This is a genomic window from Lysinibacillus macroides, from assembly GCF_001281525.1.
GTDB classification, from domain to species: Bacteria; Bacillota; Bacilli; order Bacillales_A; family Planococcaceae; genus Lysinibacillus; species Lysinibacillus macroides.
This window is the reverse complement of sequence record NZ_LGCI01000005.1, coordinates 707,671-733,600: the sequence shown is the minus strand read 5'-3', so window position 1 is coordinate 733,600 and position 25,930 is coordinate 707,671. Positions and strand designations below refer to the sequence as shown.

At 37.9% G+C, this 25,930-nt stretch carries 27 protein-coding genes and 3 pseudogenes; 20 read left to right on the top strand and 10 right to left on the bottom strand.

Annotated elements, in window-relative coordinates; genetic code table 11:
• Positions 1–6: 6 nt before the first annotated feature.
• From ADM90_RS06460 to ADM90_RS06450, 3 genes are read right to left on the bottom strand one after another with little or no spacing between them, the layout of a single operon-like run.
• The gene (locus ADM90_RS06460; RefSeq protein WP_053994204.1) at positions 7–786 is read right to left on the bottom strand and encodes an ABC transporter permease; all 780 of its coding nucleotides are present in this window, start codon (positions 784–786) and stop codon (positions 7–9) included.
• Positions 787–790: 4 nt separating this feature from the next.
• Positions 791–1,693 (bottom strand): ABC transporter ATP-binding protein, encoded by a 903-nt coding sequence (locus tag ADM90_RS06455; protein ID WP_053994203.1) that lies wholly within the window; start codon positions 1,691–1,693, stop codon positions 791–793.
• Positions 1,677–1,928, bottom strand: coding sequence for a PLD nuclease N-terminal domain-containing protein (locus tag ADM90_RS06450; protein ID WP_053994202.1), 252 nt, complete (start codon positions 1,926–1,928; stop codon positions 1,677–1,679). Before ADM90_RS06450 ends, ADM90_RS06455 begins: the two co-directional genes overlap by 17 nt.
• 185 nt (positions 1,929–2,113) lie before the next feature.
• On the opposite strand from ADM90_RS06450, the gene ADM90_RS06445 reads away from it, so the two are divergent.
• From ADM90_RS06445 to ADM90_RS06430, 4 genes are all read left to right on the top strand, one after another.
• A complete protein-coding gene (locus ADM90_RS06445) occupies positions 2,114–2,653 on the top strand; it encodes a transcriptional regulator (RefSeq protein WP_053994201.1) in 540 nt (179 codons plus the stop codon).
• Between the two features lie 31 nt (positions 2,654–2,684).
• Entirely contained in the window at positions 2,685–3,545 is an 861-nt protein-coding gene (locus ADM90_RS06440) for a YitT family protein (RefSeq protein WP_053994200.1), read from the top strand.
• Positions 3,546–3,928: 383 nt separating this feature from the next.
• Entirely contained in the window at positions 3,929–4,234 is a 306-nt protein-coding gene (locus ADM90_RS06435) for a hypothetical protein (RefSeq protein WP_053994199.1), read from the top strand.
• Positions 4,235–4,440: 206 nt separating this feature from the next.
• Entirely contained in the window at positions 4,441–5,298 is an 858-nt protein-coding gene (locus ADM90_RS06430) for a hypothetical protein (RefSeq protein WP_053994198.1), read from the top strand.
• Positions 5,299–5,331: 33 nt separating this feature from the next.
• On the opposite strand, the gene ADM90_RS06425 is transcribed toward ADM90_RS06430, so the two are convergent.
• Complete coding sequence (locus tag ADM90_RS06425; protein ID WP_053994197.1) at positions 5,332–5,928, bottom strand: TetR/AcrR family transcriptional regulator; 597 nt, start codon at positions 5,926–5,928, stop codon at positions 5,332–5,334.
• A 114-nt stretch (positions 5,929–6,042) separates the two neighbouring features.
• Here ADM90_RS06425 and ADM90_RS06420 point away from each other — a divergent pair, with 114 nt between their 5' ends.
• Complete coding sequence (locus ADM90_RS06420) at positions 6,043–6,771, top strand: ABC transporter ATP-binding protein (RefSeq protein ID WP_053994196.1); 729 nt, start codon at positions 6,043–6,045, stop codon at positions 6,769–6,771.
• Positions 6,768–7,784, top strand: coding sequence for an ABC transporter permease (locus ADM90_RS06415; protein WP_053994195.1), 1,017 nt, complete (start codon positions 6,768–6,770; stop codon positions 7,782–7,784). The genes ADM90_RS06420 and ADM90_RS06415 overlap by 4 nt, the downstream gene beginning before the upstream one ends.
• A 29-nt stretch (positions 7,785–7,813) precedes the next feature.
• On the opposite strand, the gene ADM90_RS06410 is transcribed toward ADM90_RS06415, so the two are convergent.
• Positions 7,814–8,266 (bottom strand): 2-thiouracil desulfurase family protein, encoded by a 453-nt coding sequence (locus ADM90_RS06410; protein WP_053994194.1) that lies wholly within the window; start codon positions 8,264–8,266, stop codon positions 7,814–7,816.
• Between the two features lie 375 nt (positions 8,267–8,641).
• Here ADM90_RS06410 and ADM90_RS25305 point away from each other — a divergent pair, with 375 nt between their 5' ends.
• The gene (locus ADM90_RS25305) at positions 8,642–8,821 is read left to right on the top strand and encodes an ATP-binding cassette domain-containing protein (RefSeq protein WP_053994193.1); all 180 of its coding nucleotides are present in this window, start codon (positions 8,642–8,644) and stop codon (positions 8,819–8,821) included.
• A 91-nt stretch (positions 8,822–8,912) separates the two neighbouring features.
• On the opposite strand, the gene ADM90_RS06400 is transcribed toward ADM90_RS25305, so the two are convergent.
• The gene (locus ADM90_RS06400) at positions 8,913–10,019 is read right to left on the bottom strand and encodes an RNA-guided endonuclease TnpB family protein (protein ID WP_053994192.1); all 1,107 of its coding nucleotides are present in this window, start codon (positions 10,017–10,019) and stop codon (positions 8,913–8,915) included.
• An 11-nt stretch (positions 10,020–10,030) separates the two neighbouring features.
• A pseudogene (locus ADM90_RS23710) lies at positions 10,031–10,117 on the bottom strand (transposase); the annotation flags it as partial.
• 106 nt (positions 10,118–10,223) lie between these two features.
• Here ADM90_RS23710 and ADM90_RS06395 point away from each other — a divergent pair.
• Positions 10,224–10,955 carry an ATP-binding cassette domain-containing protein gene (locus ADM90_RS06395; RefSeq protein ID WP_053994191.1) on the top strand — a complete coding sequence of 244 codons (732 nt, stop codon included), beginning with the start codon at positions 10,224–10,226 and terminating at the stop codon, positions 10,953–10,955.
• Positions 10,948–11,655 carry a hypothetical protein gene (locus ADM90_RS06390; protein ID WP_053994190.1) on the top strand — a complete coding sequence of 236 codons (708 nt, stop codon included), beginning with the start codon at positions 10,948–10,950 and terminating at the stop codon, positions 11,653–11,655. The genes ADM90_RS06395 and ADM90_RS06390 overlap by 8 nt, the downstream gene beginning before the upstream one ends.
• A 26-nt stretch (positions 11,656–11,681) precedes the next feature.
• Here the strand turns inward: ADM90_RS06390 and ADM90_RS06385 are convergent, their stop codons facing one another.
• A complete protein-coding gene (locus ADM90_RS06385; protein ID WP_053994189.1) occupies positions 11,682–12,425 on the bottom strand; it encodes a DUF4184 family protein in 744 nt (247 codons plus the stop codon).
• Between the two features lie 85 nt (positions 12,426–12,510).
• Positions 12,511–13,026, bottom strand: coding sequence for a DUF6886 family protein (locus ADM90_RS06380; protein ID WP_053994188.1), 516 nt, complete (start codon positions 13,024–13,026; stop codon positions 12,511–12,513).
• A 290-nt stretch (positions 13,027–13,316) separates the two neighbouring features.
• Between ADM90_RS06380 and ADM90_RS06375 the strand changes: the two genes are divergently transcribed.
• The 6 genes and pseudogenes from ADM90_RS06375 to ADM90_RS06350 all read left to right on the top strand — a co-directional run bounded on the left by ADM90_RS06375 (position 13,317) and on the right by ADM90_RS06350 (position 18,901).
• Positions 13,317–14,381: an iron-siderophore ABC transporter substrate-binding protein gene (locus ADM90_RS06375; RefSeq protein ID WP_053994187.1), complete on the top strand. Its 1,065-nt coding sequence runs from the start codon at positions 13,317–13,319 to the stop codon at positions 14,379–14,381.
• 1 nt (position 14,382) lies between these two features.
• A pseudogene (locus tag ADM90_RS06370) lies at positions 14,383–14,706 on the top strand (iron chelate uptake ABC transporter family permease subunit); the annotation flags it as partial.
• Between the two features lie 97 nt (positions 14,707–14,803).
• A complete protein-coding gene (locus ADM90_RS06365) occupies positions 14,804–16,234 on the top strand; it encodes an IS4 family transposase (RefSeq protein ID WP_053993818.1) in 1,431 nt (476 codons plus the stop codon).
• 116 nt (positions 16,235–16,350) lie between these two features.
• Positions 16,351–17,073 (top strand): annotated as a pseudogene (locus tag ADM90_RS06360) (FecCD family ABC transporter permease); the annotation flags it as partial.
• On the top strand, positions 17,070–18,101 hold the full coding sequence (locus ADM90_RS06355; RefSeq protein ID WP_053994184.1) for a FecCD family ABC transporter permease: 1,032 nt from the start codon (positions 17,070–17,072) through the stop codon (positions 18,099–18,101). The pseudogene ADM90_RS06360 and the gene ADM90_RS06355, both read left to right, overlap by 4 nt.
• Positions 18,101–18,901, top strand: coding sequence for an ABC transporter ATP-binding protein (locus ADM90_RS06350; protein ID WP_053994183.1), 801 nt, complete (start codon positions 18,101–18,103; stop codon positions 18,899–18,901). Before ADM90_RS06355 ends, ADM90_RS06350 begins: the two co-directional genes overlap by 1 nt.
• Positions 18,902–19,023: 122 nt before the next feature.
• Here the strand turns inward: ADM90_RS06350 and ADM90_RS06345 are convergent, their stop codons facing one another.
• A complete protein-coding gene (locus ADM90_RS06345) occupies positions 19,024–20,223 on the bottom strand; it encodes a YbfB/YjiJ family MFS transporter (protein WP_053994182.1) in 1,200 nt (399 codons plus the stop codon).
• A gap of 122 nt (positions 20,224–20,345) precedes the next feature.
• Here ADM90_RS06345 and ADM90_RS06340 point away from each other — a divergent pair, with 122 nt between their 5' ends.
• From ADM90_RS06340 to ADM90_RS06320, 5 genes are all read left to right on the top strand, one after another.
• Complete coding sequence (locus tag ADM90_RS06340; RefSeq protein ID WP_053994181.1) at positions 20,346–21,233, top strand: LysR family transcriptional regulator; 888 nt, start codon at positions 20,346–20,348, stop codon at positions 21,231–21,233.
• A gap of 310 nt (positions 21,234–21,543) precedes the next feature.
• Positions 21,544–22,662 (top strand): N-methyl-L-tryptophan oxidase, encoded by a 1,119-nt coding sequence (solA, locus tag ADM90_RS06335; protein WP_053994180.1) that lies wholly within the window; start codon positions 21,544–21,546, stop codon positions 22,660–22,662.
• Between the two features lie 299 nt (positions 22,663–22,961).
• Entirely contained in the window at positions 22,962–23,600 is a 639-nt protein-coding gene (locus ADM90_RS06330) for a TrkA C-terminal domain-containing protein (protein WP_053994179.1), read from the top strand.
• Between the two features lie 237 nt (positions 23,601–23,837).
• A complete protein-coding gene (locus ADM90_RS06325; RefSeq protein ID WP_053994178.1) occupies positions 23,838–25,037 on the top strand; it encodes a quaternary amine ABC transporter ATP-binding protein in 1,200 nt (399 codons plus the stop codon).
• Complete coding sequence (locus tag ADM90_RS06320) at positions 25,030–25,884, top strand: ABC transporter permease (RefSeq protein ID WP_053994177.1); 855 nt, start codon at positions 25,030–25,032, stop codon at positions 25,882–25,884. Before ADM90_RS06325 ends, ADM90_RS06320 begins: the two co-directional genes overlap by 8 nt.
• The last annotated feature ends 46 nt before the right edge of the window (positions 25,885–25,930 follow it).

Genomic DNA, 25,930 nt, shown 5'->3' with positions numbered 1-25,930 from the left:
TTCAGGTTAACATTTCTTTTTCGCCATATAACTTTGCATCATCACGATCATTAAAAGCACCAATAACAGTGTGACAACACTATGGATGCTATACCACTTGTCTATATTACCTGTCATTAGTATATTGGTGGCAAACAAGCTATTACTTGCTGGATTCATAATGTCTATGAAAGGATGTAAGCCAGCAATAAAGCGACATATTAATAGCACAACAACACTGATTAGAGCAATGAAGGCAGGGCTTTTGAAAAACGTACTCATCATCGTCACAAACGTGATCACAAACAATAACCAAACACAGTAAAAAGCTAAAGCCCACAAAGCCTCTTTAAAAGGAACAAGCGTGAATAAATACGCTGAATAACCATAGGACACTGCATAGCTTAAAGTGATACAAATCACAGCTAAAAGATAATGGATCATGATTTTGCTGTTTAAATAGGATGCTATTGATACAGGTCTTGTAAGGATAAATGCCATCATCCCATTGGCTTTTTCTCCCTGAATAATACTCATCGAAGCAACGACTAAAATAATAATACCTAGCTGATCAAATTGTGAATTGAGTGTTGAGGCAAGCACCTCTCGTCCTTCAGGTTTGGTCATTGCTGGATCAATGATGATCCCCTCAACGCCACCCATCGATTGTAAAATAACAGGCAAGTAATACATCATAATTGGCTGCGTAAGCCCTAGTAAGATAAAGACAATGGGAAGCCAAACTAGTTTAAACTCCCTTACCATTTGATGTATTTCTTTTTTACTTAATGCCAGAAAAGAATTCATTTGCTCACACCACCAATTGTAAAAATATTTCTTCTAAGCTTTCTTGAATGCCTACTTCAAACTTCAAAAACAATACCTGTGCATCTAGTCCATGCTGTAATAACTTTTGTGCATCAGCTTCCATGTGATGGACATGGATTTTAAAGCCATCTCCATAGCTTTCTACTTTCTTAACATATGGTAAATGCTCAATCCTCGCTAACCACTTAGTATCTTCTTGGCGAATCATCACAAAGATCGCTGATTCTTGATAGCGCTCTAGCAGCTCTAATTTTGTGGCATCCTCTATTTTATGACCTTGTTTAATGACCGCAAAGCGCTCACAAATTTCCTCTGCATCGCTTAAGATATGCGTGGAAAGTAAGATGGTCGTTTCTTTTTTAATCTCTTTTAATAGATTTAATACTTCACGTCTACCGATTGGATCAAGCGCTGATACTGGCTCATCCATAATCATTAAAGCTGGTTTATGCAATAATGCCTGTGCGATGCCAAGGCGTTGCTTCATTCCCCCCGAAAACGTCCCGACATGAAAATGTGCTTCATTTGCTAAGCCTACCTTTTCTAATAGCACTGGAATTTCTTTCTGTAAATCGTGTTTTGCTAGACCAGAAAGTGTACCCATAAACGATAATGTTTCAAATGCGGTCATCCATGAGAAAAAATTAGGATACTGTGGTAAATAACCGATTTGATTTTTCATCGCTGAAATCTTTTGCCCATCGAGAAGAATGTCTCCTTCATCTGCATACAGGATGTCAGCAATAATTTGGATCAATGTAGATTTCCCTGCCCCATTTGGTCCAATAAGTCCGACACACTCATGCGTATCAATCATCATTGAAAAACTATTCACGACTGTTTTTTGCTTAAACTTTTTTGTAATATTATTAATTTCTAAGCGCACGTTTATTGACATCCTTTCTCCCAATAATGAAATATAGAACAGAACCAATTGTATTAAAGAGCAAAATAATAACTACCCATATTAAAATATTTTCTCTGGTGTGTCGATGTCGATATAAATCCATTAATGCAATAATAATTAGTAAAAATCCTACCAGTAAAAAAGGTACAAGGATTGGAAGAATGCTTCCCCAATCAATTTGATCGAATTCATTAAATCCATAATGTAATTTCATTTTTTCAACTCCCTTTATTATCATTATTGATAATGATAACAAAAGGCAATAAAAATTGCATTATCTTTTTGCTGTACATCTTTTAAAAAAATATATATTATATTTTTTGATAATGTTATCAATATGAGAACATTTGATTGCTTCCCTTGATGCTATCTCATTTTTCCTGATAGGAGGATCGGTTTATGCGTAATAAAGCAGAGGTATTAATGCATCCTGTGAGAATGAAAATTTTACAAGCTCTGATGCACAATAAAGAAGAGGGTTTAAGTACATTGGAGATGATTTCTGTCATTAAAGATGTACCACAAGCCACTCTATATCGTCATATCCAAATTTTAGTCGATGAAAATATCATAAAAATTGTGAAAGAGCGAAAAGTTCGTTCTGTGACAGAGAAGTTTTATGCATTAAATGAAGGAGCAGCAAAACTTAGTAAGGAGGATTGGATACAGCTTACAACGAAGCAAAAATTAAATTATATTTCCTACTATCAAGTGGCTTTGTTATCACAATATCAAAATTATTTACATTCTCTTGATGAAAAAGAAAGCACAGCAGATTTAGCCACTTTTTCCTTAGCCGATTTGACATTAACAAAAGATCAATTCATAAGCTTCGATCGTGAATTAAACGATTTATTAACCAAATACTATAATATGGTTGACTCAAATAAGGACGTTGAGACGAAAACAATTGCGATCAATATTATTCCAAAACCTTAGGTCGATTTTGTCGAAAGAAATGGGGAAGATGATGAAAAAAGGAAAGTTATCAGAAACCATACGAAAATTTATTATGATTGTTATTGGTGCAGCTATTGCTGGCTATGCACTGGAAGCAGTTTTAATTCCAAACAATGTTATTGATGGCGGTGTTACAGGGATTAGTATTATGGGTGCACATCTTTTTGGTATTCCATTAGGGGTGCTACTGTTCATCTTAAATATTCCATTTGTTTATATTGGCTATAAACAAGTAGGGAGAACATTTGCTTTAATGAGCAGTGTAGGTATTGCTGCGTTATCCATTGCTACAGTTCTGTTACATGATGTCGAAACAATTTTAGGACCAAGCGATCCCCTGCTAATTGTTTTATCGGGTGGTATCTTGCTTGGTGTTGGTATTGGAATTGTCTTACGGAATGGTGGTGCTTTAGACGGTACGGAGGTATTAGCTGTCCTACTATCTCGTAAAGTGCCATTTTCAGTCGGTGATATTATACTATTTATTAATGCCTTTATCTTCTTAGGGGCAAGCTTTATTTTCGGCTTAGAAAGTGCTCTATACTCAGCATTAACCTATTATATTGCGAAAAATGTTATTGATATTATTCAAGTTGGTTTAGAAAAATCAAAAGAAGTTCGTGTGGTCAGTGCCAAGTCAGAGGAAATTGGCGACGCTATCCAGGCTCGTTTAGGGCGTGGTGTTACTTATACTAAGGGACGTGGCGGCTTCTCTAATGAACCCACTGAGGTTTTATACTGCGTTATTAACCGTATGGAGGAAACTAAACTAGTCTCTATCATTAAAGATATCGACGATGGGGCTTTTGTGGTGATTTCAGATGTTTCTGAGGTTCGTGGTGGTAACTTTAAGAAGCGTGATATTCACTAATTCGTTTAAGGGGAGAGCCTAGCAAAAACTAGGCTCACTTTTTATTTTATCTAAAAACAGCAAGACGATATGGAGTGTAGCATAAATAAAAAATGCTAACGAAGACTATCCACCACTTCAGCCATTCTATCCTTCACCTTTGGACTCTTTTGTCTTCCTATCCTTCATGTTGAGGCTCTTCCACCACTTCAACTGTTCTATTCTTCACTTTAGAGATACTATCTGCTACTTCCCTTGTTCTATCCATCACTTTTAAAATACAATCCACCACAAAAGCTGTTCATCAGAGAAATATCTGCCAAGCAGCTATTTCTATCCTTTTCTTTGACAGCTGCATTTATTTTCTTTAGGCTTTTCTTAGACACTCAAAGGAGGGGCTTCCTATGGATCTTTTTATTGCTAGTAACCGTCAATTGCCTATCCGTTATTATAGGCAAGAAGCTGTTTGGATTCGGCGTGGAGGCAATATCAGGCTTCCTTATTTAACATTGCCATTTTTCGTTGAAGTAGAAATTAAAAACCCTTTTTATTTATCCATTATTCGAGATTATATTATTGATCTTCAACAACAATATAAACAGACAGAAATTCAAATTTTGATTAACAACACGGCTCTTTTCGCTACAATGCACGAGATACTTTCCCATCGTCAGCAAACACATCATATTATCACTATTCATCAACTTTAATCAGAAGCACAATCGATCATCCTTATATGCACCACTTTTTCTGTAAGATTTACGAGGAAATTTATTAACTAACCTAAGAATTTATTTATATGGCAATCTATTAATTATTTCTTACAAAAAATAGGCATAGAATGGCGGTTAGTAGAATAGAAACCTATATAGAGCATAATTTTCGTGATGGAAAAAATAAAGTGGGGTGTGAAAGGATGCTGAAAGTAAAGAATACAAAAGAAATGGTACTTGAAATTGTGCAAGGTGACCCATTATTTGTGGTACTACAACATACGCCTTTAGAGGAAATTCTCTATAATGATGCTTACTTAGCAGACATCAATGAAGCCAAACACTATACAATTGCAGAAGTCGCTAGCTGGTTTAATAGTACAGATGCGATGCTTCGCTATTATTTAAAGCCATTTGAGCAATATATTTTTGATAATACCACGCATAATGCAAATGGGAATATTCGTTTAAACCTACCAGCTATCGTCAAATTACGTATGATCTTATTATTAAAGGATGAATATCGTGTGAAAGGGATCAAGCTTTTGCTTGGTATTGATGATAATGGCCAGCTATTAAAACATCAAATTACGGCCACAACCAGTGATACAGAGGAATTATCCCATAAAGTAGCTGTTCTTGGAAACGTTCTTCATCAAATGATGCAAACAGGTCTCTTTCAGTTTGTGCCAAATGATGGACACGAAACTTTACAAGTGAATATTAATGAAAATTTTTTTGCTCACACGATTCAACAAGAAACTTTGGCGCTCAAGCAGGAAAATGACCACCTTCAACAGCAAATTTTCGAGCTACAAGAAAATAGCGTAAAGGATATTGTTCAAAAAATTAGAGAACGTCATATTGAAAATGAAATCGTCTCTACCTTACGAACGGAAGCATTACAGCAATTTACAGTGAATAATAAAGTAGGCTTTTTCGCAAAGATGTTCAAATCCTCTGAAATTGAAATGGAGAAAGAACAATTTGTATTACGTTATATTTCACAGCATTTAGAAGAGCGTTTAGAAGTGGCATTGAATGATTACTATGAAAAATAAAGAACATGAGGAGCTATCCCCTCATGTTCTTTTTTATATAGACGATACAAGCGTTCCAACAAGTCTTAGTAATCGAAAATGAATCATCACCATTTCCTCTGCATTTAAATCCTTATTCCCTTTGTCCAACCATTCCTGGATAACACCTAAAATGGCCGATGCGATAAAGGCTTGTAAGTATTGTTGCAATTCTGGATCTTGCACTTCTTCACGTATTATGGATAATCGATCTAAAATATGGGTGCCAAAGATTGTTTTTACCTTTTTCGCAAATGTAGGGCTACCCTGCTCCCCTAACAAAACTCGAAAGGCAGGTGCATGCTCTTTAATACATGTAATAACGTGTACAAATGGCGGATAAAGATGACCTGTTTGTAAAGTTTGAAAGGCTTCCACTGGCTGCACCTTTTTCACATGACGCTCTAGCTCCATCAATAGCTCCTGCTGTACATCCTCCATCACTGCGAACTTATCTGCATAATGTAAATAAAATGTACCTCGATTAATATGGGTGGTTAATGCTAAATTTTTAACGGTTACGCGTTCAAAACCTACCTCTTCCATTTGTTGAATAAAGGCTTTTTTAATGGCCTGCTTTGTTTCAAATGTCATTTGTTCATGTATCGACATACCTACTCCTCCATTTACTTAACACATGTTTGTAAACTGTTCATTGTATTTGCCCATATGCTACCGTAAAATTTTCATTACATCAACACTGTGTTCAGCGAAGGAGTGATAGTAATGGGTAGCGATGCAATCTCTATTCAAAACCTTGAAAAAGGCTTTAAGCATAAACAAGTGATTGCCCCTCTTTCTTTGGCTATTCCAAAGGGACAGTTAATGGGCTTACTTGGGCCCTCAGGCTGCGGCAAAACAACACTTATTAAAATGATAATGGGTATGCTAAAACCAGATAAAGGCACTATTCAAGTATTTGATTTCATTGTTCCGCATCAGCAATTATTAAAGGATATTGGTTATATGGCTCAATCCGATGCACTTTATTTAGACTTAACAGGTGAGGAAAATCTCCATTTTTTTGCAAAGCTTTATCGTTTACCAAAAAAAGAACAGCTAGAGCGCGTAGCCTATGCTGCCAATCTTGTTCGTTTAACAGATGACTTATCACTAAAAGTCACAAATTATTCTGGGGGCATGAAACGCAGATTATCGCTTGCCATTGCACTGATTCAAAATCCGCAGCTATTAATTTTAGATGAGCCAACGGTGGGTATTGATCCTGTTTTAAAAAAAGAAATTTGGCAGGAGCTTATTCGTTTAAAAGAGGAGGAACAAAAAACCATTTTAGTAACAACCCATGCAATGGATGAGGCGGAAAGATGTGATCAGCTAGCGATGCTGAGAAGCGGACATATTATTGCGCAGGGCACACCACAAGCATTAAAAGAGCATTACCAAGCAAAGGATTTTGATGAGGTGTTTTTAAAGGCTGGGGGTGATGCACAATGAGAATAGCTGCTATTGTTACAAGAATCATTCAACAAATGAAACGAGATAAACGAACACTTGCTTTACTATTTTTAGCACCGCTTCTTGTACTATCATTAATGTACTTTATTTTTAATAGTGATGAGGCTCCGATGACACTTGTAGTCTCCAACGGCTCTGCCCCACTAATTGAAAAGCTAGAAAATGCAGATTTCAACATTATTGAAGACAATAATTTTACGAAAAAGCAATTAGAGGAAAAAGCATATAATGGCTGGCTAGCAGTAGCGCCTACTACAATCAAGCTTACTTTATTAAATGATAACCCCTCTCAGGCAAAGATTTTAACAATGCAACTTGCTCAAATTTTACAGCCTACCCCAGCCTCTCCAAATAGTTTGGAAACCGACTATGTGTATGGGGGTAAGGATACGGTAATTTTTGATATTTTTAGTCCGATGTTAATTGGCTTTTTTGTGTTTTTCTTTGTCTTTTTAATTACAGGTATTGCCTTATTAAAAGAACGTACTTCTGGCACATTGGAACGCTTGCTGGCAACACCCATTAAGCGTTCAGAAATTGTAACAGGCTATATGCTTGGCTATGGTTTATTTGCTCTGCTGCAAACAATTATTATTGTACTATTTGGTATTTATATACTTGATATTGTCCATGATGGCTCTATTTGGCTTGTTTTATTAATTAATATGATGGTTGCCCTTGTGTCCTTATCCTTAGGTGCTTTACTATCAAGCTTTGCGGCCTCCGAGTTTCAAATGATGCAGTTTATTCCGTTAGTTATTGTGCCACAAGTATTTTTTTCCGGGCTTTTCCCACTCGATAGCATGGCGGAATGGCTGCAAAATCTCGGGCATATTATGCCTCTTTATTATGCAGCAGATGCTTTAAATGGTGTGATGTATAAAGGCTATTCCTTCAACGAAATTCTGCTAAATCTACTTGTGCTCGCTTGTTTTGCGATCGTCTTTATTGTGTTAAATATTATCAGCTTAAAAAAATATCGTTCATTATAACTCATCGTCTAAGGTTCTAAAGCAGAGCCTTAGACGATTTGAAAATCTTCCTCTGATAGCACCTCAATACCATGTCTTTGTAATAACGCAGTCGTTACCCCTGCTCCAGCTATTTTAGTGCCGTTAAAATCACCGTTATAAATCATCGCACTGCCACAGGAGGGGCTATATTCCTTTAAAATCACCTTTGTTGCCCCTACTTCAAGTGCCTTGTGTAAAGTTACATAAGCTCCCCTGATATATAGCTCTGTAACATCACGTCCCGATTGTTCAACAACGACTGCTTTCCCATCCAGAACATCCTTCCCATTGCCGCCTACAATTTCAGCAGGTTCACGGGGTGTTGAAAAGCCTCCCATAAGCTCAGGGCAAACCGTGACAGCCCTATTTTCTAGTACAAGCTTTCGTATTTGCTCGTCCAAACTATTTGTGCCATTGTAACGGACATTCAATCCTGCTAAACAAGCACTAATTAAAATCACTACTATCCCTCATTTCTTTATAGCTAATTGCTCTCTTATAAGTGTAGCATGATTACGAAGCCTTTGCTGTCACCATTATACTTGAAAATAGCCATATTGCTAAAAAGATAGTGTAATAAACTATTTCTTCTAAATTTAGTAGCCAATACTTTGAAACTATTCCTATATTTATTCGTAAATATATTTGAGAGGTCTTTTGATGAATGGCATCGGGTATTGCTGTGTTATTTATTCATTTGAGAGCAGTAGATGTCTGAGATTAGATTTATTTTATAATGTCAATTGGCATACCTTGATTTCATGAAGAAAAGATTAAAAATAATAAATATACTACCTTTGAAAGGAGAGAAGGCGATTAGCTCTCGCTGAGTATTGATGAAAACATTGCTTGATGTACAAAATATTACAAAACAGTATAGAGGCAAGAAAATTTTAGAGAATGTTTCATTTTCCATCTATACTAATCAAATTGTCGCTCTTGTAGGAAAGAATGGTTCTGGAAAAAGTACACTTGTGAACTACTCCCACCACTTACTACCCTTGCGAGTCGCTTGAAGTGGGGGCTTCTCGACTTATCGTTGCTTTTACTAGCCAACGAAAACTGACCGAGCTACCCCTCTTGTTCCAAGAGTTTTGGTGCTTATGATCACGCTAATAGGCGTATACCTTCGTTTTTGATATTGATTGCTGCATTATCGTCACGATCTGCCACATAGCCGCAGGAACAGCGGTAGGTGCGTTCAGATAGTTTCATTGGTTTTTCTGCACCACAACAAGAACACTTTTTAGTGGAAGGGAACCACTTATCAATTTTCACAAGTTGTTTCCCTTGTTCCTTTAGCTTATACGCGAGGAAAGTAGTGAACATCCCCCAACCGTTGTCGTGAACGCTTTTTCCAAAGCGAAGGGCTTGAGACATTCCTTTCATGTTCAAGTCCTCCATCACAACAGCATCAAAATTAGAAGCTAACTCTTTTGACTTATGGTGAAGGTAATTCATGCGTTGGTTCGCCACTTTCTCATGTAACTTAGCCACTACTCGTCGTTGCTCATTCCAACGTGCAGAACCTTTCTTGCGTTTCGATAGAATACGTTGTGCGTTGGCTAATTTTTTTGACATGACACGATAGTACCGAGGATAATTGGCTTTCTCATTCTCACTACTCACGTAAAATTCAGCCATAGCAAAATCCAGCCCAACGACATTTTCTATTTTTTTAGGCTGTATGTCTTTTTTGTATTCTGTTAGGACAGAAACATAATATTTTCCTGAGTTTGTTCTTGAGATTGTACATGATTTTAGTTTGTAATTCTTAGGAATTTCTCTATGCTGTTTGATTTTCACAAGTTTCAGTTTTGGTAACTTGATATGACCATCTTTCCATTCGATGTTTCCATTGACAAAGTTAGTTGTATAGGATTGTTTTGTTTTACGGTTTTTGAACTTTGGAAATTCAGCATGTCCTTCAAAAAAGTTCTTATAAGCCGTCTGTAAGTTCATTTGTGCATTCGCTAAAGCAAGTGAATCCACTTCTTTTAGGAATGGAAATTCACCTTTATACTTTGCAGGAGTCGGAAACTTTTGCTTTTTAAGTGCTTCTTTATCATTCTTAAACTTTTCATACGTTTCTTTGCGTTCAGCTAACATCTTATTGTAGACAAAGCGAACACAACCAAATGTCTTAGCTAATAAGACGGATTGTTCTTTGTTTGGCAACAAACGAAATTTGAAAGCTTTGTTTTGTTTGGTCATATCAATTCACCTCACTTTTGACCTTGATTTTCAATATATTTTTTGATGGTATCTATTGGGACACCGCCTGTTGGAAGTAGGCAGAAGCTTCTTGACCAAATATACCAAAACCTTTGGCTAAAGCCAACCGAAATTCATCTCCCACCTACTCAGCACCTTCACATTCCTTGAGGATGGGAGACTTCTTTCGGAAAGCCGTTAAAAATGCTTGCAGGCTTAAGCGATCCTGATGATGGCATGATTATTCCATCCACACAATCCTTAAAAATTGGCTATGTGCCAGAGATAACCCCAGCTCATATTTTATTTACACCAACAGAATATCTTTATCATATGGGACGTATTCGCGGAATGGCTAAACAGGAGCTAATAGCAAGAATAAATGAGTTGCTAAAACTCTTTTATTTAGAAGATGCACAAGATACAAGAATTACTTATTTTTCCAAGGGCATGAAGCAAAAAATCATGATTATGCAGGCTATGCTTGAGGAAACGGATTTATTGATCTTAGATGAACCATTATCAGGGCTTGACCTTCAAACACAAAATGATTTAGAAGAAACCCTTAGGAGCCTCAAACAGCAAGGACTAACAATTGTTTTAACCTGTCATGAAACAAAGTTGCTGGATCATCTCGTTGATACTATTTTAATGATTCGTGATAAAAATGTTATACATGCAGATTTATTCATTCATTCTACAGCACTTTATAATAAATTAATTTTTGAAATCGCTGATCCTACATATTTAGATGATATTCTACACTTAATGAAAATTCAGCAGCAATCATCATTTGCTACTGGCTCCTATGAAGTTACTATCCGTTGTCAAGCACAGCATACTGATGTTCTTTTACAGCAGCTACTTCATAAAGAGGCTTCTATTAAGCAATTAATGCCTATTCATAACAAGGAGAAGTTTATACACAATGATTAGTTTAATGCGTTATCAATTGCTCAACTATGCTAGAAGCTATCAATATGTTCCACCTTTTTCAATTTTCGTGTTATGTCTGATTGTCAATTATACCTTTACTCCTAATCCCATATTAGATAGCTTTTCGTTGACCTCGATTATGCTCTTTTTCCTTATGGGCTGGTTTACCATCACCCTATTCCATACAGAGGATGAGGGACAAAAAACAATTACATGCTTTCATACAAATGGCTCAGGTCGATATCATATTAGTTTATTTACGATTGGCATACTGATTGCTTTAAGCTTAAGCCTTGTATCTATCATCTACCCTACAATTATTCAAGCTTTTGCAAAAACGCCAAGCTTTGCACAGCTACTACTCGGTTTCCTCGCCCATTTTTGTTTAGCAATCTTAGGTATGGCTCTTTCGGCTTTGTTTACAAGAGAGCTTGTCAACAGCAAGCAAAATACCTGGTGGGGTGTTTTAAGTATTTTATTGCTCACATTAGTCTTAGCAACGCTAAAGAATTCCATTTTGCAAATAAAAGGGCTTATTTGGCTGCTACCACCGCTACATCTTTCTCTTGAAATCATGAATAGCGGCGACCAACTAAAGACTATACCCAGTCATTTTTATGGGCGATTTCTCTGGATAGTAGTTTATGCAAGCTTTATTATCTATTTATTCTTCCTCTTATCCAGGCTAAAAAGGAAATAATTTAATAAAAGGAGATGTTTCTAGGGTCACTCGAAACATCTCCTTTTATATGTAGTTAACAAGGAAACTGTTAATAGGCTACAGAAAAATGCGTCAACTATACGGACTACTAAAACGCCATAGCTATATAAGGGCTGCTGATCAATAGCGTACCAAAAATATATAGAACTAAATGTTAAGCCAAAGACGGCTAACCAAAAAAGGAACTTCTGTTTTGGATAAATAGTTGGTAAGGAGCCCTTTGGAGAATGGGCTGCTCTATTATATACATAGCCTATAATCAACGCAATTCCAAGTAATGTACTGCCGTGCTGTAATAATTTATAAACAGGTATTTGAAAAATGCCTATCTGAAAGGTCTGTGATAGTATGGGGAATGTTGTCACCATAAAACCATGCTGATGTGTAAAGGCATCCCAAAAAACATGTGTTAGCATTCCCAATAATGCAGAATAACTAAAAACAATTATATTAACCAGCTTGCTTTTGGTTACTGGCTGATAGGTTGTATCTTGCAGGCATTTTGGTAAATGCTGCATAAGACCTTGCGAAATACATATGCGATAAATCATATAGAAAAGAATGGTAAGAGGTAAATTAAACATAAAAAAGCCTGTTAAGTTATGACCAATTTCTGCGATTGGTCTACCTCTCACAAAATACTCAAAATCAGGAGCCATGCTTCCTAGTACAAGCGCTGAAAAATGAAGATATTTGCTTTTTCTCGAAAAAGGCAACACTGCAGCGGGGTGTGCAAATGTTAATGGCATGCCCTCACCTCCCTTTGTTCAGACGTTATTCCACTAGAAAAGTTACTGCTAGCAGGAGGCTTCCTAAGGCGTAAGGAATAAATTCTTACGATCGTGGCTGTGCAAAACGCATTCTGCACATAGACCAATTCAAGGTTGTATGCTGGATTTCATCATGAATTTCCCATAAGCTCTCTACGATTTGCAGTTCAACATTCCATGCCAATAATGCTTTATGTAGATCATCAACCTCAAAGGTAGCGATGGGTATTTGCATTCTTTCACTAGTATAATAGCCTGCATTGTCATCCTGTAATATAAATTCCCTACTATCAAACTCATATAAGTACAATTTCGTATTCTTTAATACTTCAAACCATTTCCTTTCAATAACGACTACATGTGAAGCAGTTGAGAGATAGTTTCGTTTATCTTGCTCTGTTGTTTGTGCCCCTGCATGAAAACATACACGTGGACAATTTCTCGGTGTTAAGTAATTTGGTAAGCACCTTTCATTGATTCCCCATACAAGTCCCTTTGTTATATCCAAATCTTGCCGCGCTGGTAGACGGGGATAAAAAATTTGTATAGTAGGATCCTCACTTACATGAAATAAGCGCAAGATTATTCCTCCTTTTTCGTTGAATAAGGCTTAACCACTCCTACTTGTTAGGTAAAGCCATACTCTTTTTGACATAGTTCCTCTCCTGTTATAATACTTTTTTCTGTAGATGAATCAAGCTCTACCCCTGCTACTATTTTAAAATTGTTAAGCTTTCTACCTTCCCCACTAAGACAAACAAACGTCAAAAAGTAAAAAATTTTGTTGACTTTTATTGAAATTAGCGTAATATTTTTTCTTAGTGATAAGGATTATCATTATCATTTTAAAAATAAAGTGAGGTTACTAAAATGCCAAAAATGAAAAATTCTATGTTGCTATTAATGCTTCTATCATTAATGGTTTTCGCTTTAGCAGCATGTTCTGAGTCATCTAATAAAGACACTGCTAAAAAAGAAGAAGAGCAAACAAAAGATAATACATCCGAAACTACGGATGAACAGCAATATCCAATTACCATTCAACATGCTTTTGGTGAAACAGTTATTGAAAAAAAACCGGAGCGTATTGCAACAATTGCATGGTCTAATCATGATGTTGCACTAGCACTTGGAATCGTTCCTGTAGGTTTCTCAGCAGCAAACTATGGTGTACAAGATGGTAGTGGTATGCTTCCTTGGACTGCGGAAAAATTAAAAGAGCTTGGTGAAGAAAATCCAAATATTTATCAAGATACGGACGGTTTAGACTTTGAAGCGATTGCTGATTCTAATCCAGATGTGATTCTTGCTGCATACTCTGGTATTACGCAAGAGGAGTACGATACATTAAGCCAAATCGCACCTGTTGTTGCCTATAAAGAAATTCCTTGGGTAACTTCTTGGCGTGATCAAATTTCATTAAATGCCCAAGGTATGGGTATGGCAGCAGAAGGTCAACAATTAATCGCAGAGACAGAAAAATTAATTCAAGATAAAGTAAATGAACATCCTGAAATTAAAGGTAAAAAGGCAGCATTTGCTATGTTTAGTGCAACAGATTTGTCAAAATTTTATATTTATACACCTGCTGACCCACGAGGTGAATTTTTAGTGGAATTAGGGATGGAATATCCTGAAAGCGTTAAACAACAAATTACAGATAATAGTAGCTTCTATCTTGAATTAAGCGCTGAAAATGCAGATGCTTTAGCGGATGTAGAAATTTTCATTGCTTATGGGGATGATACAACTTTACCTGCATTACAAGCGGATCCAATTTTAGGGAAAGTGCCTGCTATTCAAAACGGTAATGTTGTTGTGATTGGGGATAATACACCACTTGCAGCTGCTGGTACGCCTAGCTCTCTATCAATTGCTTATACAATTGATGAATACTTATCATTAATCTCAGACGTAGCAAAAAATGTGAAGTAATATGAATAAGTTACATGCTACCGAACAAAAGCAATACTTTATTCCCAAACATTTTGGTAAGGTTTTGCTATTTCTTATCATTGTACTGGCGATATGCGTGTTTGCTTCTCTTCTATTCGGCTCTCGTACAATTGGCTGGACTGGACTAATAGATGGTTTATTCCATCCTGATGTCCAGTCTCATGAAGCCAGCGTTATACGTCAAAGAATCGTTCGAACAATTTTTAGTTTACTGTGTGGTGCAGCATTAGGTGTTTCTGGGGCACTGATGCAAGCTGTTACACGCAATCCAATCGCAGATCCAAGTATTTTGGGGGTAAACACGCATATCCATCAAGCTAAGCACATCAATACCCCAAAAATGAAAAAAACGTTATTCTTTCTTTAACAGCAGTAGTTTACAAGAAAGGATGGCGTTTTTGATGAATCGAATCCTATCCAATGAACTGAATCTTTTTGCACAAGAGTTACGTGCGTGTTTATCTCCAACCGTGCTAAAAGACATTGCGAAACGCGTTGGCTTTGTAAAGCGCGCGAGTAAGTATCAAGCGAGTGAACTCATTGCCCTTTGTGTCTGGTTGAGTCAGGAAATTGGCAGTACATCCCTTACACAATTGTGTAGTCGGCTAGAAGCTTCAACTGGCGTATTGATGAGTGCAGAAGGTTTGAATCAACGCTTTAACCAGGCAGCTGTCGCTTATCTTAGAGAGGTCTTTCGCACGCTGCTTGCACAAAAGCTCTGTGCCAACCAATCACTCCCCGACACCTTGATGTCTCGGTTTAAGCGAATCCGTATTTTAGATGCGACCGTGTTTCAACTGCCAGATGCGTTCGCTCGTGAGTATCAAGGATCGGGTGGCAGTAGTAACACGGCGGGTGTAAAAATCCAATTGGAATACGACTTACTCAGTGGTCAATTTCTGAACGTACATGTTGGACCAGGAAAAAACAATGATAAAACGTACGGAACCATCTGTCTTCAAACGGTCGAGGCCGGCGATGTATGCCTGCGCGATCTTGGCTACTTCGATTTAGGCGACTTACAGGTCATTCATGAGAAAAAGGCGTACTATATCTCACGGCTGAAGCTCAATACACGGATTTATATCAAGAACCCTGCGCCAGAAACGTTCAAAAATGGGACGTTGAAAAAGCATACCGAATATATTCAACTCGATATGGCACAAATGATGGCTGAACTTACGCCTGGTGAAACAATTGAAATTCAGGAGGCTTACATTGGGCAAAATCAAAAGCTACCAGCACGTGTCATTATGCATCGTTTAACCGACGACCAAACGCAAACACGCTTGAAAAACCAAGCCATTCGTGAAAAGAAGAAGGGCATTGTCATGAAGGAGAAAAGTAAACGCTTAATGGGCATGAACGTCTACATCACGAACACATCACCTAAAGAAGTCCCAACGAAGGACGTGCATGCCCTGTATTCGCTTCGCTGGCAGATTGAAATTTTATTTAAAACGTGGAAGTCTTTTTTTGAAATTCATGCCTGTAAAACGATGAAAAGAGAACGCTTAGAATGCCATTTATACGGACAGCTCATTGCCATTCTCCTGTGTTCTTCGACGATGTTTCAAATGCGACAGCTCCTGCTCGAAAAGAAAAAGCAGGAGCTGAGTGAATACAAGGCGATTTATATGATTAAAGATTACTTTCCGTTATTCTTCCGAGCGATGGCAGCCGGTGCAGAAGAACTGGTAAAAATTTTGCATCGCTTGTATCAGCTACTCTCAAAGAACGGTCGGAAGTGTCATCGAGCTAAAAAGATGACGGTCTTTGATATTTTAGGTGTTGTGTATGAAACGACGGTGAAGCCTAGACAAGCTGCCTAGCGAAAAAAAACGCTTTTTTCGAGGCTTATTTGGCATGCTTGTTTTTCGTGCACTGGTTAGTTATCAGAAAGAAACGATTCGAATCTAGCTAGTTACGTTGTTAGATTGATGGGGATGGGGTAAACACGGGTGCATCCCTTTTTGTCGTTTGTGGAATTGCATTTTTAAATATTAGTTCAGCAAATCAGTATATATGGTTAGCAATTGCTGGTGCTATTATCACAGCTATTTTTGTATTTGGTATAGGCTCTATGGGGGCAAGTGGGGCTACTCCATTAAAGCTTGTCCTTGCGGGGGCTGCGACAAGTGCCATTTTATCATCATTAGTTGTTGCGGTGATGATTCCGCGTACGAATGTGATGGATCAATTTCGATTTTGGCAAGTTGGAAGTGTAGGCACTGGTAGTTGGGATGCTATTCAGTTATTTATTCCTTTTTTAGTTATCGGTATGGTGATTGCCCTCTTTACGGCGCCAGCACTCAATGCTTTAGCGCTTGGTGATGAAGTGGCAACGGGTTTAGGGGTTCGTACAGGGACATTACGTCTATTTGCAGCACTAGGCGGTGTGCTTTTATGTGGAGCTGCCACAGCGCTAGCGGGACCAATTGGCTTTATTGGTTTATTAGCCACCCATGTTGTTCGCCTTATTATTGGACCTGATATACGTTTTATCCTTCCTATGTCTGCCTTAGCAGGAGCGATTATTTTAACCGTGTCAGATGTTTGTGGTCGACTTCTTGGTAGCCCTGGAGAATTAGAAGTGGGTATTTTAACAGCCTTTATTGGTGCCCCTATCTTAATTTTAATTACGATGAAAGCGAAAATGCGTGCGTTATGATGAATGAAACATTGAAATCCATAATGGAAGGTAGACAACGAAGAAAAAGACGCTTTGTGATCACAACTTCTGTACTTACTTGTATTGCCCTCATACTTTGTGGCACAATGCTGATGCTCGGGAACACCATTTATCCTGTTAAAGACGTGATCCATGTACTTCTAGGACAACAAGTACAAGGTGCTTCCTTTGCTGTAGGGACCATTCGCTTACCACGGATGCTAGCGGGTGCATTTGCTGGCTTTGCATTTGGTGTTGGCGGTTATATTTTCCAAACGATGCTGCGTAATCCTCTAGCAAATCCAAATGTTATTGGAATTACAGCTGGTTCAAGTGCGGCTGCTGTCTTTTGTATTATTGTTCTACAAGCAAGCAATACAGTTATATCCATTGCTTCAATTATTGGTGGTTTAGCAACTGTGCTCATTATTTATGCTTTATCAAAAGGCTCTTCTTTTTCAATTGGCCGATTAATTTTAATCGGGATTGGGATTCAAGCAATGCTCAATGCGTTTATCTCTTATTTAATGCTGATTGGCAATACACATGATATTCCCTCTGCAATGAGGTGGTTAAGTGGAAGCTTAAATGGCGCAAAAATGGAAACACTCTATCCCTTGCTAATTGTGGTGATTATCTTTACACCAATCCTATTATTTTTCGGGAAATATTTAGAAATGCTTGAGCTTGGTGAACAAGCGGCTACCTCTCTAGGTATAGATACAAATAAAACGCGAATCATCTTAATTATTTGTTCTGTACTAATTATTGCCCTTGCCACCGCGACTACAGGGCCAATTGCCTTTGTTGCGTTCCTTGCTGGACCCATTGCTAAAAAGTTAGTGGGTGTCGGGTTTTCAAATATACTTCCAGCTGGTCTAATTGGTATTATTTTAGTATTGGCGGCAGATTTAATTGGTCAATTCGCATTTACAGCTAGATATCCAGTAGGTGTTATTACAGGAATCATTGGTGCACCTTACTTAATTTACTTGTTAATTCGAATCAATCGAAAGGGAGATATATAATGAAACCAACACATACGCTTCAAGCTGAGCATCTCACATCTGGATATGAGCAAAAAACAATTTTAGAGGATGTCAGCATTGCTATTCCAAGTAATAAAATTAGCATTATTATTGGTGCGAATGGTTGTGGCAAATCTACGCTACTCAAAACAATGGCACGCTTAATTAAACCGACTGGTGGTCAAGCCATACTAGATGGCAAATCCATTCATCAAATGTCTCCAAAGCACTTAGCGCGTGTGTTAGGGCTATTACCTCAATCCCCTATCGTTCCAGAGGGCATTACAGTGGCTGATTTGGTTGGGCGTGGTCGATTTCCTCATCAAACATTGTTTAAAGGATGGTCCAAGCAAGATTATGAGGCGGTTGCAGAGGCACTTGAAATGATGAACATTACAGAATTTGCTGATCGCAATATTGATGAATTATCAGGTGGGCAGCGTCAACGTGTGTGGATCGCGATGGCATTAGCGCAACAAACAGATATTTTATTTTTAGATGAACCAACAACTTTTTTAGATATTACATATCAAGTTGAAATTTTAGATTTACTAACGGATTTAAATAAAAAATATGGTACAACCATTGTCATGGTATTACACGATATTAATCTTTCTGCTCGCTATGCCGACTACTTATTTGCATTAAAGAATGGTCGATTACTTGCAGAGGGTTCACCAAAAAGTATTGTGACAAGCGCGTTAATTAAAGAAACGTTTGACCTAGATAGTGTAGTTATTGAAGACCCTGTTTCCCAGACGCCTTTAATTGTTCCTGTGGGTCGCTATCATGCTGTCTAATAAAAAGAGAGGGACTGTCGCAAAAGAAAAATCTTTGCCGACAGTCCTAATTTTTATAGTAAATATTCCCCAAAAATAACGATTGCTTCTGAGATGGTCGCTCGCCCTCCTCCTTTTACATTTTATGAACGTGACTGGGAAATCGAGATTGTATTGTCAGCGACAGCTTGCTTTTTCATATCGAGCCATCTGCCCACTAGCATGACAAGTAATGCTAGAAAAACAATCGTTCCTGCAAAAACAAGTGCTGCTTTATAGCTATGATAAACTTCTACAAGCTGCCCTGCGATAATTGGTCCGATAATTTGTCCAAAAGCATACACCGTAGTTAATACGGATACAACTAAACCGCTTTGTGTTGGGAACAACTGGCGCGCATAGGATGTTGTCAATGTAACGATTCCAACAAAGGTTAAGCCAAATAAAAATGATGCTAGTAACACGCTCCAAACAGTTTGTGAAAATACAGGGAGCAGGATGCCTATCACTTGAAGGATATAGGCCACAATCAAAATTTTTATAGCTGAAAATTTTTCTAATAACAATGTCCAAACCGGTGCTGATGGAATCGCTGCTACTCCAACAACTACCCAACTATAGGAAGAATAAGCTTGTAGAGATGGGATATTATGAATGATATCCACTAAAAAAGTACCTGTAATAATATAGCCTAAGCCCTCCAACCCGTATGATAAAATCAGCCATAGCATAAAGCCCTTGATCATTTTTGTGTCAAAGGAGGCTGTTGTTTTGACACTATCCTGCACACTTAAGCTTTTCCATAAATGATGCGTAATCCCTACAAAAATGGCAGATAATATACCTAAACCAATCCATGTCCCCTGCCAAGCAAACTGTTTTTCAATCATCGGCACACATAGACCAGAAATAGCAATGCCTAAGCCGATCCCACTAAATACATAGCCTGACCATCGAGATAGTGACTGCTTCGCTAAATAATCCATAATAATGCTAGACGTTAAAACAAAAATAAGTCCGCCCGTAATACCAGCGATTAAGCGCAACACAAGCCATACACTATATAATTCTAGCAAGCCCATTAAACCAACTGATAATACATTTATCACAACACTGACTAATAGAATCGTTTTGCGCTGACGATAAATAAATCCTGCCCATAATGCCCCTATGAAATAACCAATATAATTGCTTGATGCTAAATAGCCCGCTACTTCTAATGAAAACCCTACATCATGACGCATAAATGGCAGAATTGGTGTAAAAGCAAATCGACTAATCCCCATTGCAATTACTAGTAATAAAATGCCACCAAAGACAATTCCCATATGTTGTCGATTCATTTTTATCCACTCCCCCATGTTCTATACTGTAATTTATAGGATACAGAGTAAAAATTAATAAATCTAATATATAATATATATAAAACCATAAAAAAAATTTATTAAAGGTGTGTCGATTATTTATGAACTTACATGCACTACGTTTATTTACGAAGGTTGCGGAGCAAAACAGTGTTTCTAAAGCCGCTCAAACGCTTAGAATTAGTCAGCCTGCTGTCACTATTCAAATCCGAAATTTAGAAAGGGAGCTAGGCTTAATTTTACTAGAATCTAAAGGTAGAGGCATTGCATTAACACAAAATGGTGCTTTTTTATTTAAACAGGCCCAGCGCTTATTTGATTTAGAATTGGATATTGAAAATAAAGTAGCTCAATTAAAAAGTACGGGCAATGAGGAATTGCAAATTGCTTCTACACATGTGCCCTCTCATTTTTTATTACCGAAATGGCTAGCTCATTTTAAACAAGTCCAGCCAACCACACATATTCATTTAAAAACGGCTAATTCACAGCAAGTCATAGAGGAATTGCTCCACTACCAAGCTGACTTAGCCTTTATCGTAAAAGAAGATGGGCATCATCCTGATATTACCTATCAATTTCTCATGAATTTAGACTATTGGTTTATCGTGCCTGATCAGCATCCTCTCGCAGGTCAAACAGTTGCACTGGCAGAGCTCATGCAGCAGCCCTTTGTTTCGAGAGAGGATGGTAGCTCCACTAAGGAATTTTTAAATGCTTTATGTAAAGTCCATAAAATACCACCACCTAAAGTAGGACTACAACTAGATGGCATTAATGAGTCTATTCATGCCATCGCAGCGGGCTATGGTACAATGCTTGCCCCCTCTATAGCCGCCTCTAGCTTTCTCCAACAGCGGCAAGTTGCACGTGTTTTTATTAAGGATATGGATATTCAGCGTCCTATTTATCTATGTACACGAAAAAACGAACAGCACCACTCCCCTTCCTTCCATAGCTTTCTTCATATTATTAATGAGTCTATTTAATACCCATTGGCGTTCTGTTTGAAAGTGGAACGCCAATGAACCTTCTGATTGAGCGGGTCGACCTATGGATTGAGCGGAGGTACTCCTGTATTGAGCGCTTCTACACTAGTATTGAGCGGACCCATCCTTCTATTGAGCGCTCTTGCTTCAATTGCAACAGCAGCATTCGTAGCCATTGTACTGAATAAGATCTTACCAAATACTAAGTAAACAAAATGCACAGCCCCCTATTTAGCAGGTACTGTGCATTTTTTAGCTACTTTATTTTGCTATCTTCTGTTATACTAGAGCAAAAAAGTAGGGATTTAGAATGCTATATGATGTTGTCATTGTAGGTGCAGGCTCCATGGGTATGGCTGCAGGTTATTATTTATCCAAGGCAGGAAAAAAGGTGCTTCTGTTAGATGCCTTTAATCCTCCACATGAGGAAGGTAGTCATCACGGGGATACACGTATTATTCGTTTTGCCTATGGTGAGGGAACAAGCTATGTACCTTTTGTTAAAAGAGCTGGCGAGCTATGGCAGGCGCTAGAAAGGTTAGTAGATGAACGCTTATTTTTACAAACAGGCGTTGTTAATATTGGCGAGCCAACAAGCTCCTCTATTCAAAATGTGAAGGCAAGTGCACAGCTCTATGATTTAGCACTTGACTGTTATTCAGCAGAGGAAGCAATGAACAAATGGCCGGGATTAGCCCTCCCCGCAAATCTTGTGGCTTGCTTTGAGCCAACAGCAGGTGTTCTTCGTGTTGAGGCATGTATACAAGCATATAAAAAATTAGCATTAGCGGCAGGTGCAACCTTACAAACAAATGATAAGGTGCTTGCTATTCAAGCAGGTGACATTGTACATATCCAAACAGCAAATACTGCCTATCAAGCAAAGCAATTAATTGTCACAGCTGGTGCATGGGCAACCGAGTTACTAGCAACAATGAATATAACCATTCCTGTTACACCAACGCGAAAAACCTTTGCTTGGTTTGAAGCGGATGAACAGCTTTATCGTGACGCTGTCTTCCCAGCTTACGGGATTGAGTTAGCAGATTCTTTCTATTACGGGTTTCCAAGCATTGATGGTGTAGGCTTAAAATTAGGTCGACATGATGGTGGAGAAGCGGTTGATCCAAATGAACCGCTACGTCCCTTTGACGATGAGGATCGTGAAGATTTACAGCAATTTATTCAGCAATTTATGCCACAGCATGGTGCACTCAAATACGGCAAAACGTGCAAATATTCCATGACACCGGATGAAGATTTTATTATTGATTTTTTACCTAACCATTGCAATATTGTTATTGCAGCAGGCTTTTCTGGGCATGGCTTTAAATTTAGTAGTGCCGTGGGAGAAGTACTTTCCGAGTTATTACTAGATGGCACAAGCAAGCAGGACTTAACACCATTTAAACTGAGTCGATTTCGTTAAATTATGAAAGGATTGATGCAGATAGATTGCATCAATCCTTTATTTATATACAGATTAAGCCATCCGCTATATGGGTAAAATTATTAGTAAACTGCTACACTGATAGCAAAGATATCTGTATAATAGCTAGTCCAACTAGGCAAATATTTTCTATGGTAGTATACTTTATTTACCTTATACTATATCGATCACTTTCGTAGTCATTGTCGTATAAATCTCTAGTCTTCTATGTAATAGTTTATGGAGATTCTGTGTGGGCTAGTCTATAATTACCTGTAACAACGAAAGGAAGTTTAATCATGAACTTAGAAAAAAATGTTCAACTAAAACAACCAAAATATCAGCAAATAGCCATTGACCTTGCCTCTAAAATTGTAGAAAGAAAATATCGTATTGGCGATAAAATTTACGCCCGCTCCTCTCTTGCAAGTCAGTATAAGGTGTCTGCCGAAACTGCTAGAAGAGCGATAGCGGTTTTACAAGACTTAGAAATTGTAGAGGCCTCAAAAGGTAGTGGCGTGATCATCAAATCCTATGAAAAGGCAGCTCATTTTGTTCGACAGTTCCATGATGTGCAATCCATCCATGAAATACAAAATGAACTTTTGACAAGCATTCACAAACAACAACAAGAATTAATCACTCTACAGGAAAAGGCAAAGCAGCTTATCAGTCGTACGGAGCATTTCCGTTCAGTTAATCCGTTTATTCCTTATCAATTAGAGCTAACTGCTGATAGTCCATGCATTCATCAAACTGTGCAAGCCTTAAACTTTTGGCAAAATACAGCTAGCACCATCGTTGGTATTCGACGTGGCAATGAATTATTAATATCTCCAGGCCCCTATGTATCTTTTGAAGAAGGGGACGTTATTTATTTTATCGGTAATGACGAAAGCTTTGCCCGCGTACAAAGCTTTTTATATCCGAACGCCTAATTTCGCTGTAGCTTACACTTTTGCAGATCGTATAAGAAGATAACAGTCATCAATTTCGCCTATTTACTACACTAATTTAAATCCGTCTAAGCCCTGATATAACAGCGTTTAGACGGATTTTCTCTTGTTTGTCGATTTGACAAAAGTGACAACCCTTTGTTAAAGTAAAGTTGTTACTTGTTTATTTTTGGGTATCATTATTGTCAAATAGTAATAATCTATGAAAGGAGTGTTTCTATGGAGAAAATAAAAATAGAACACGTATCCAAAGTGTTTGGTAAACATATCCCCCAAGCACTCGAACTCGTTAAACAGCAGAAAAGTAAAACTGATATCTTAAAAGAAACAGGTGCAACTGTTGGTGTATACGATGCAAGCTTTACAGTAAATGAAGGTGAAATCTTCGTTATTATGGGATTATCAGGAAGTGGTAAATCAACACTTATCCGACTCTTAAACCGCCTTATCGAACCAACGAGCGGAAATATATATATCGATGGTGAAAATATTTCTACTATGGGAAAAGAAAGTTTACGGACTGTGAGAAGAAACAAAATGAGTATGGTTTTCCAAAACTTCGGTTTATTCCCTCATCGTACATTACTTCAAAACACCGAATACGGCCTTGAAGTCCGAGGCGTCCCAAAGGAAGAACGACAAGCAAAAGCTGAACAGGCCCTCGAAAATGCTGGACTACTCGCTTACAAAGATCAATATCCGAATCAATTATCAGGTGGTATGCAACAGCGTGTTGGTTTGGCACGAGCGCTAGCAAATGACCCTGAAATATTATTAATGGATGAAGCTTTCTCTGCACTAGACCCTTTAATTCGTAAAGAAATGCAGGATGAGCTACTGGATCTGCAACAAACATTGAAAAAAACGATTTTATTTATAACCCATGATTTGAATGAAGCCTTACGCATAGGAGACCGCATTGCCATTATGAAGGATGGTTCTATCATTCAAATTGGTACAGGTGAAGAAATACTCACAAATCCAGCAAATGATTATGTTAAAACATTCGTTGAAGATGTAGATCGTTCGAAAGTATTAACAGCAGAAAATGTTATGGTGCGTCCTGTTTCTGTCAATGTAGACCTTGATGGTCCTAAAGTAGCACTAAAGCGTATGCGCCAGGAAGCAGTGAGCTTGTTGATGGCTGTTGATAAAAACCGTCATTTAAAAGGCTATATTACAGCCGATGATGCATTAGCCGCAGCGAAGCAACAGGAGCAAACGGTTCATTCTATTGTGCAATCAGAAGTATTAACAGTTCCACCAGATATGCTCATACAGGATATTTTAGGAATGATTTATAATTCCCCTACTCCAATTGCTGTTGTCAAAGATGAACGCTTACTAGGTGTGCTGATTCGCGGCGTTGTCATCCAAGCACTTTCAACGAGCGATGAGGAGGCTGAAGTACATGAATAATTTTTTAGATAATATACCAAAAATACCATTAGCTCCATGGGTAGAATCAGCTATGGACTGGTTGACGAGTAACTTTTCAGCGTTCTTTAACTCTATTCAACAATTTGGAAAGCTACTCATGAATCAGGTCACTGATTTATTAATTAGCATCCCAGCCATTCTTTTAATAGTACTTGTAGTGATACTTGCCTTTTTCATCACAGGCAAAAAATTCGGGCTTGCTGCATTTTCCTTAATCGGTTTGTTATTTATCTACAATCAAGGTTTATGGACAAATCTTATGGAAACAACCACGCTTGTTATCTTTTCAAGTATTATATCCATCATTATTGGTATTCCACTCGGTATTCTAATGTCGAAATCAACAATTGCTGAAAGCATTATTAAACCAATACTTGACTTTATGCAAACAATGCCCGGCTTCGTTTACTTAATCCCAGCTGTTGCCTTCTTTGGTATTGGGATTGTTCCTGGTGTTTTCGCATCTGTTATTTTTGCCTTGCCACCAACTGTACGTATGACGAACTTAGGTATTCGTCAAGTGCCTAAAGAGTTAGTGGAGGCAGCAGATTCTTATGGTAGTACAGCTAGGCAAAAACTATTTAAAGTAGAGATCCCTCTTGCTAAATCAACAATTATGGCAGGGATTAACCAAACCGTTATGCTATCACTTTCAATGGTTGTTATCGCCTCTATGATCGGTGCACCTGGTCTAGGACGTGAAGTATTAACAGCACTACAACGTACACAAGTTGGTAATGGCTTCGTTGCTGGCTTGGGCTTAGTTATCTTCGCGATTATTATTGATCGCTTAACCCAAAGCTTTAATAAAAAGAAAACATTGTAGAAAAATAGTTAATTTCTTACCAATACCCATTTAGTTGAAGCTTATA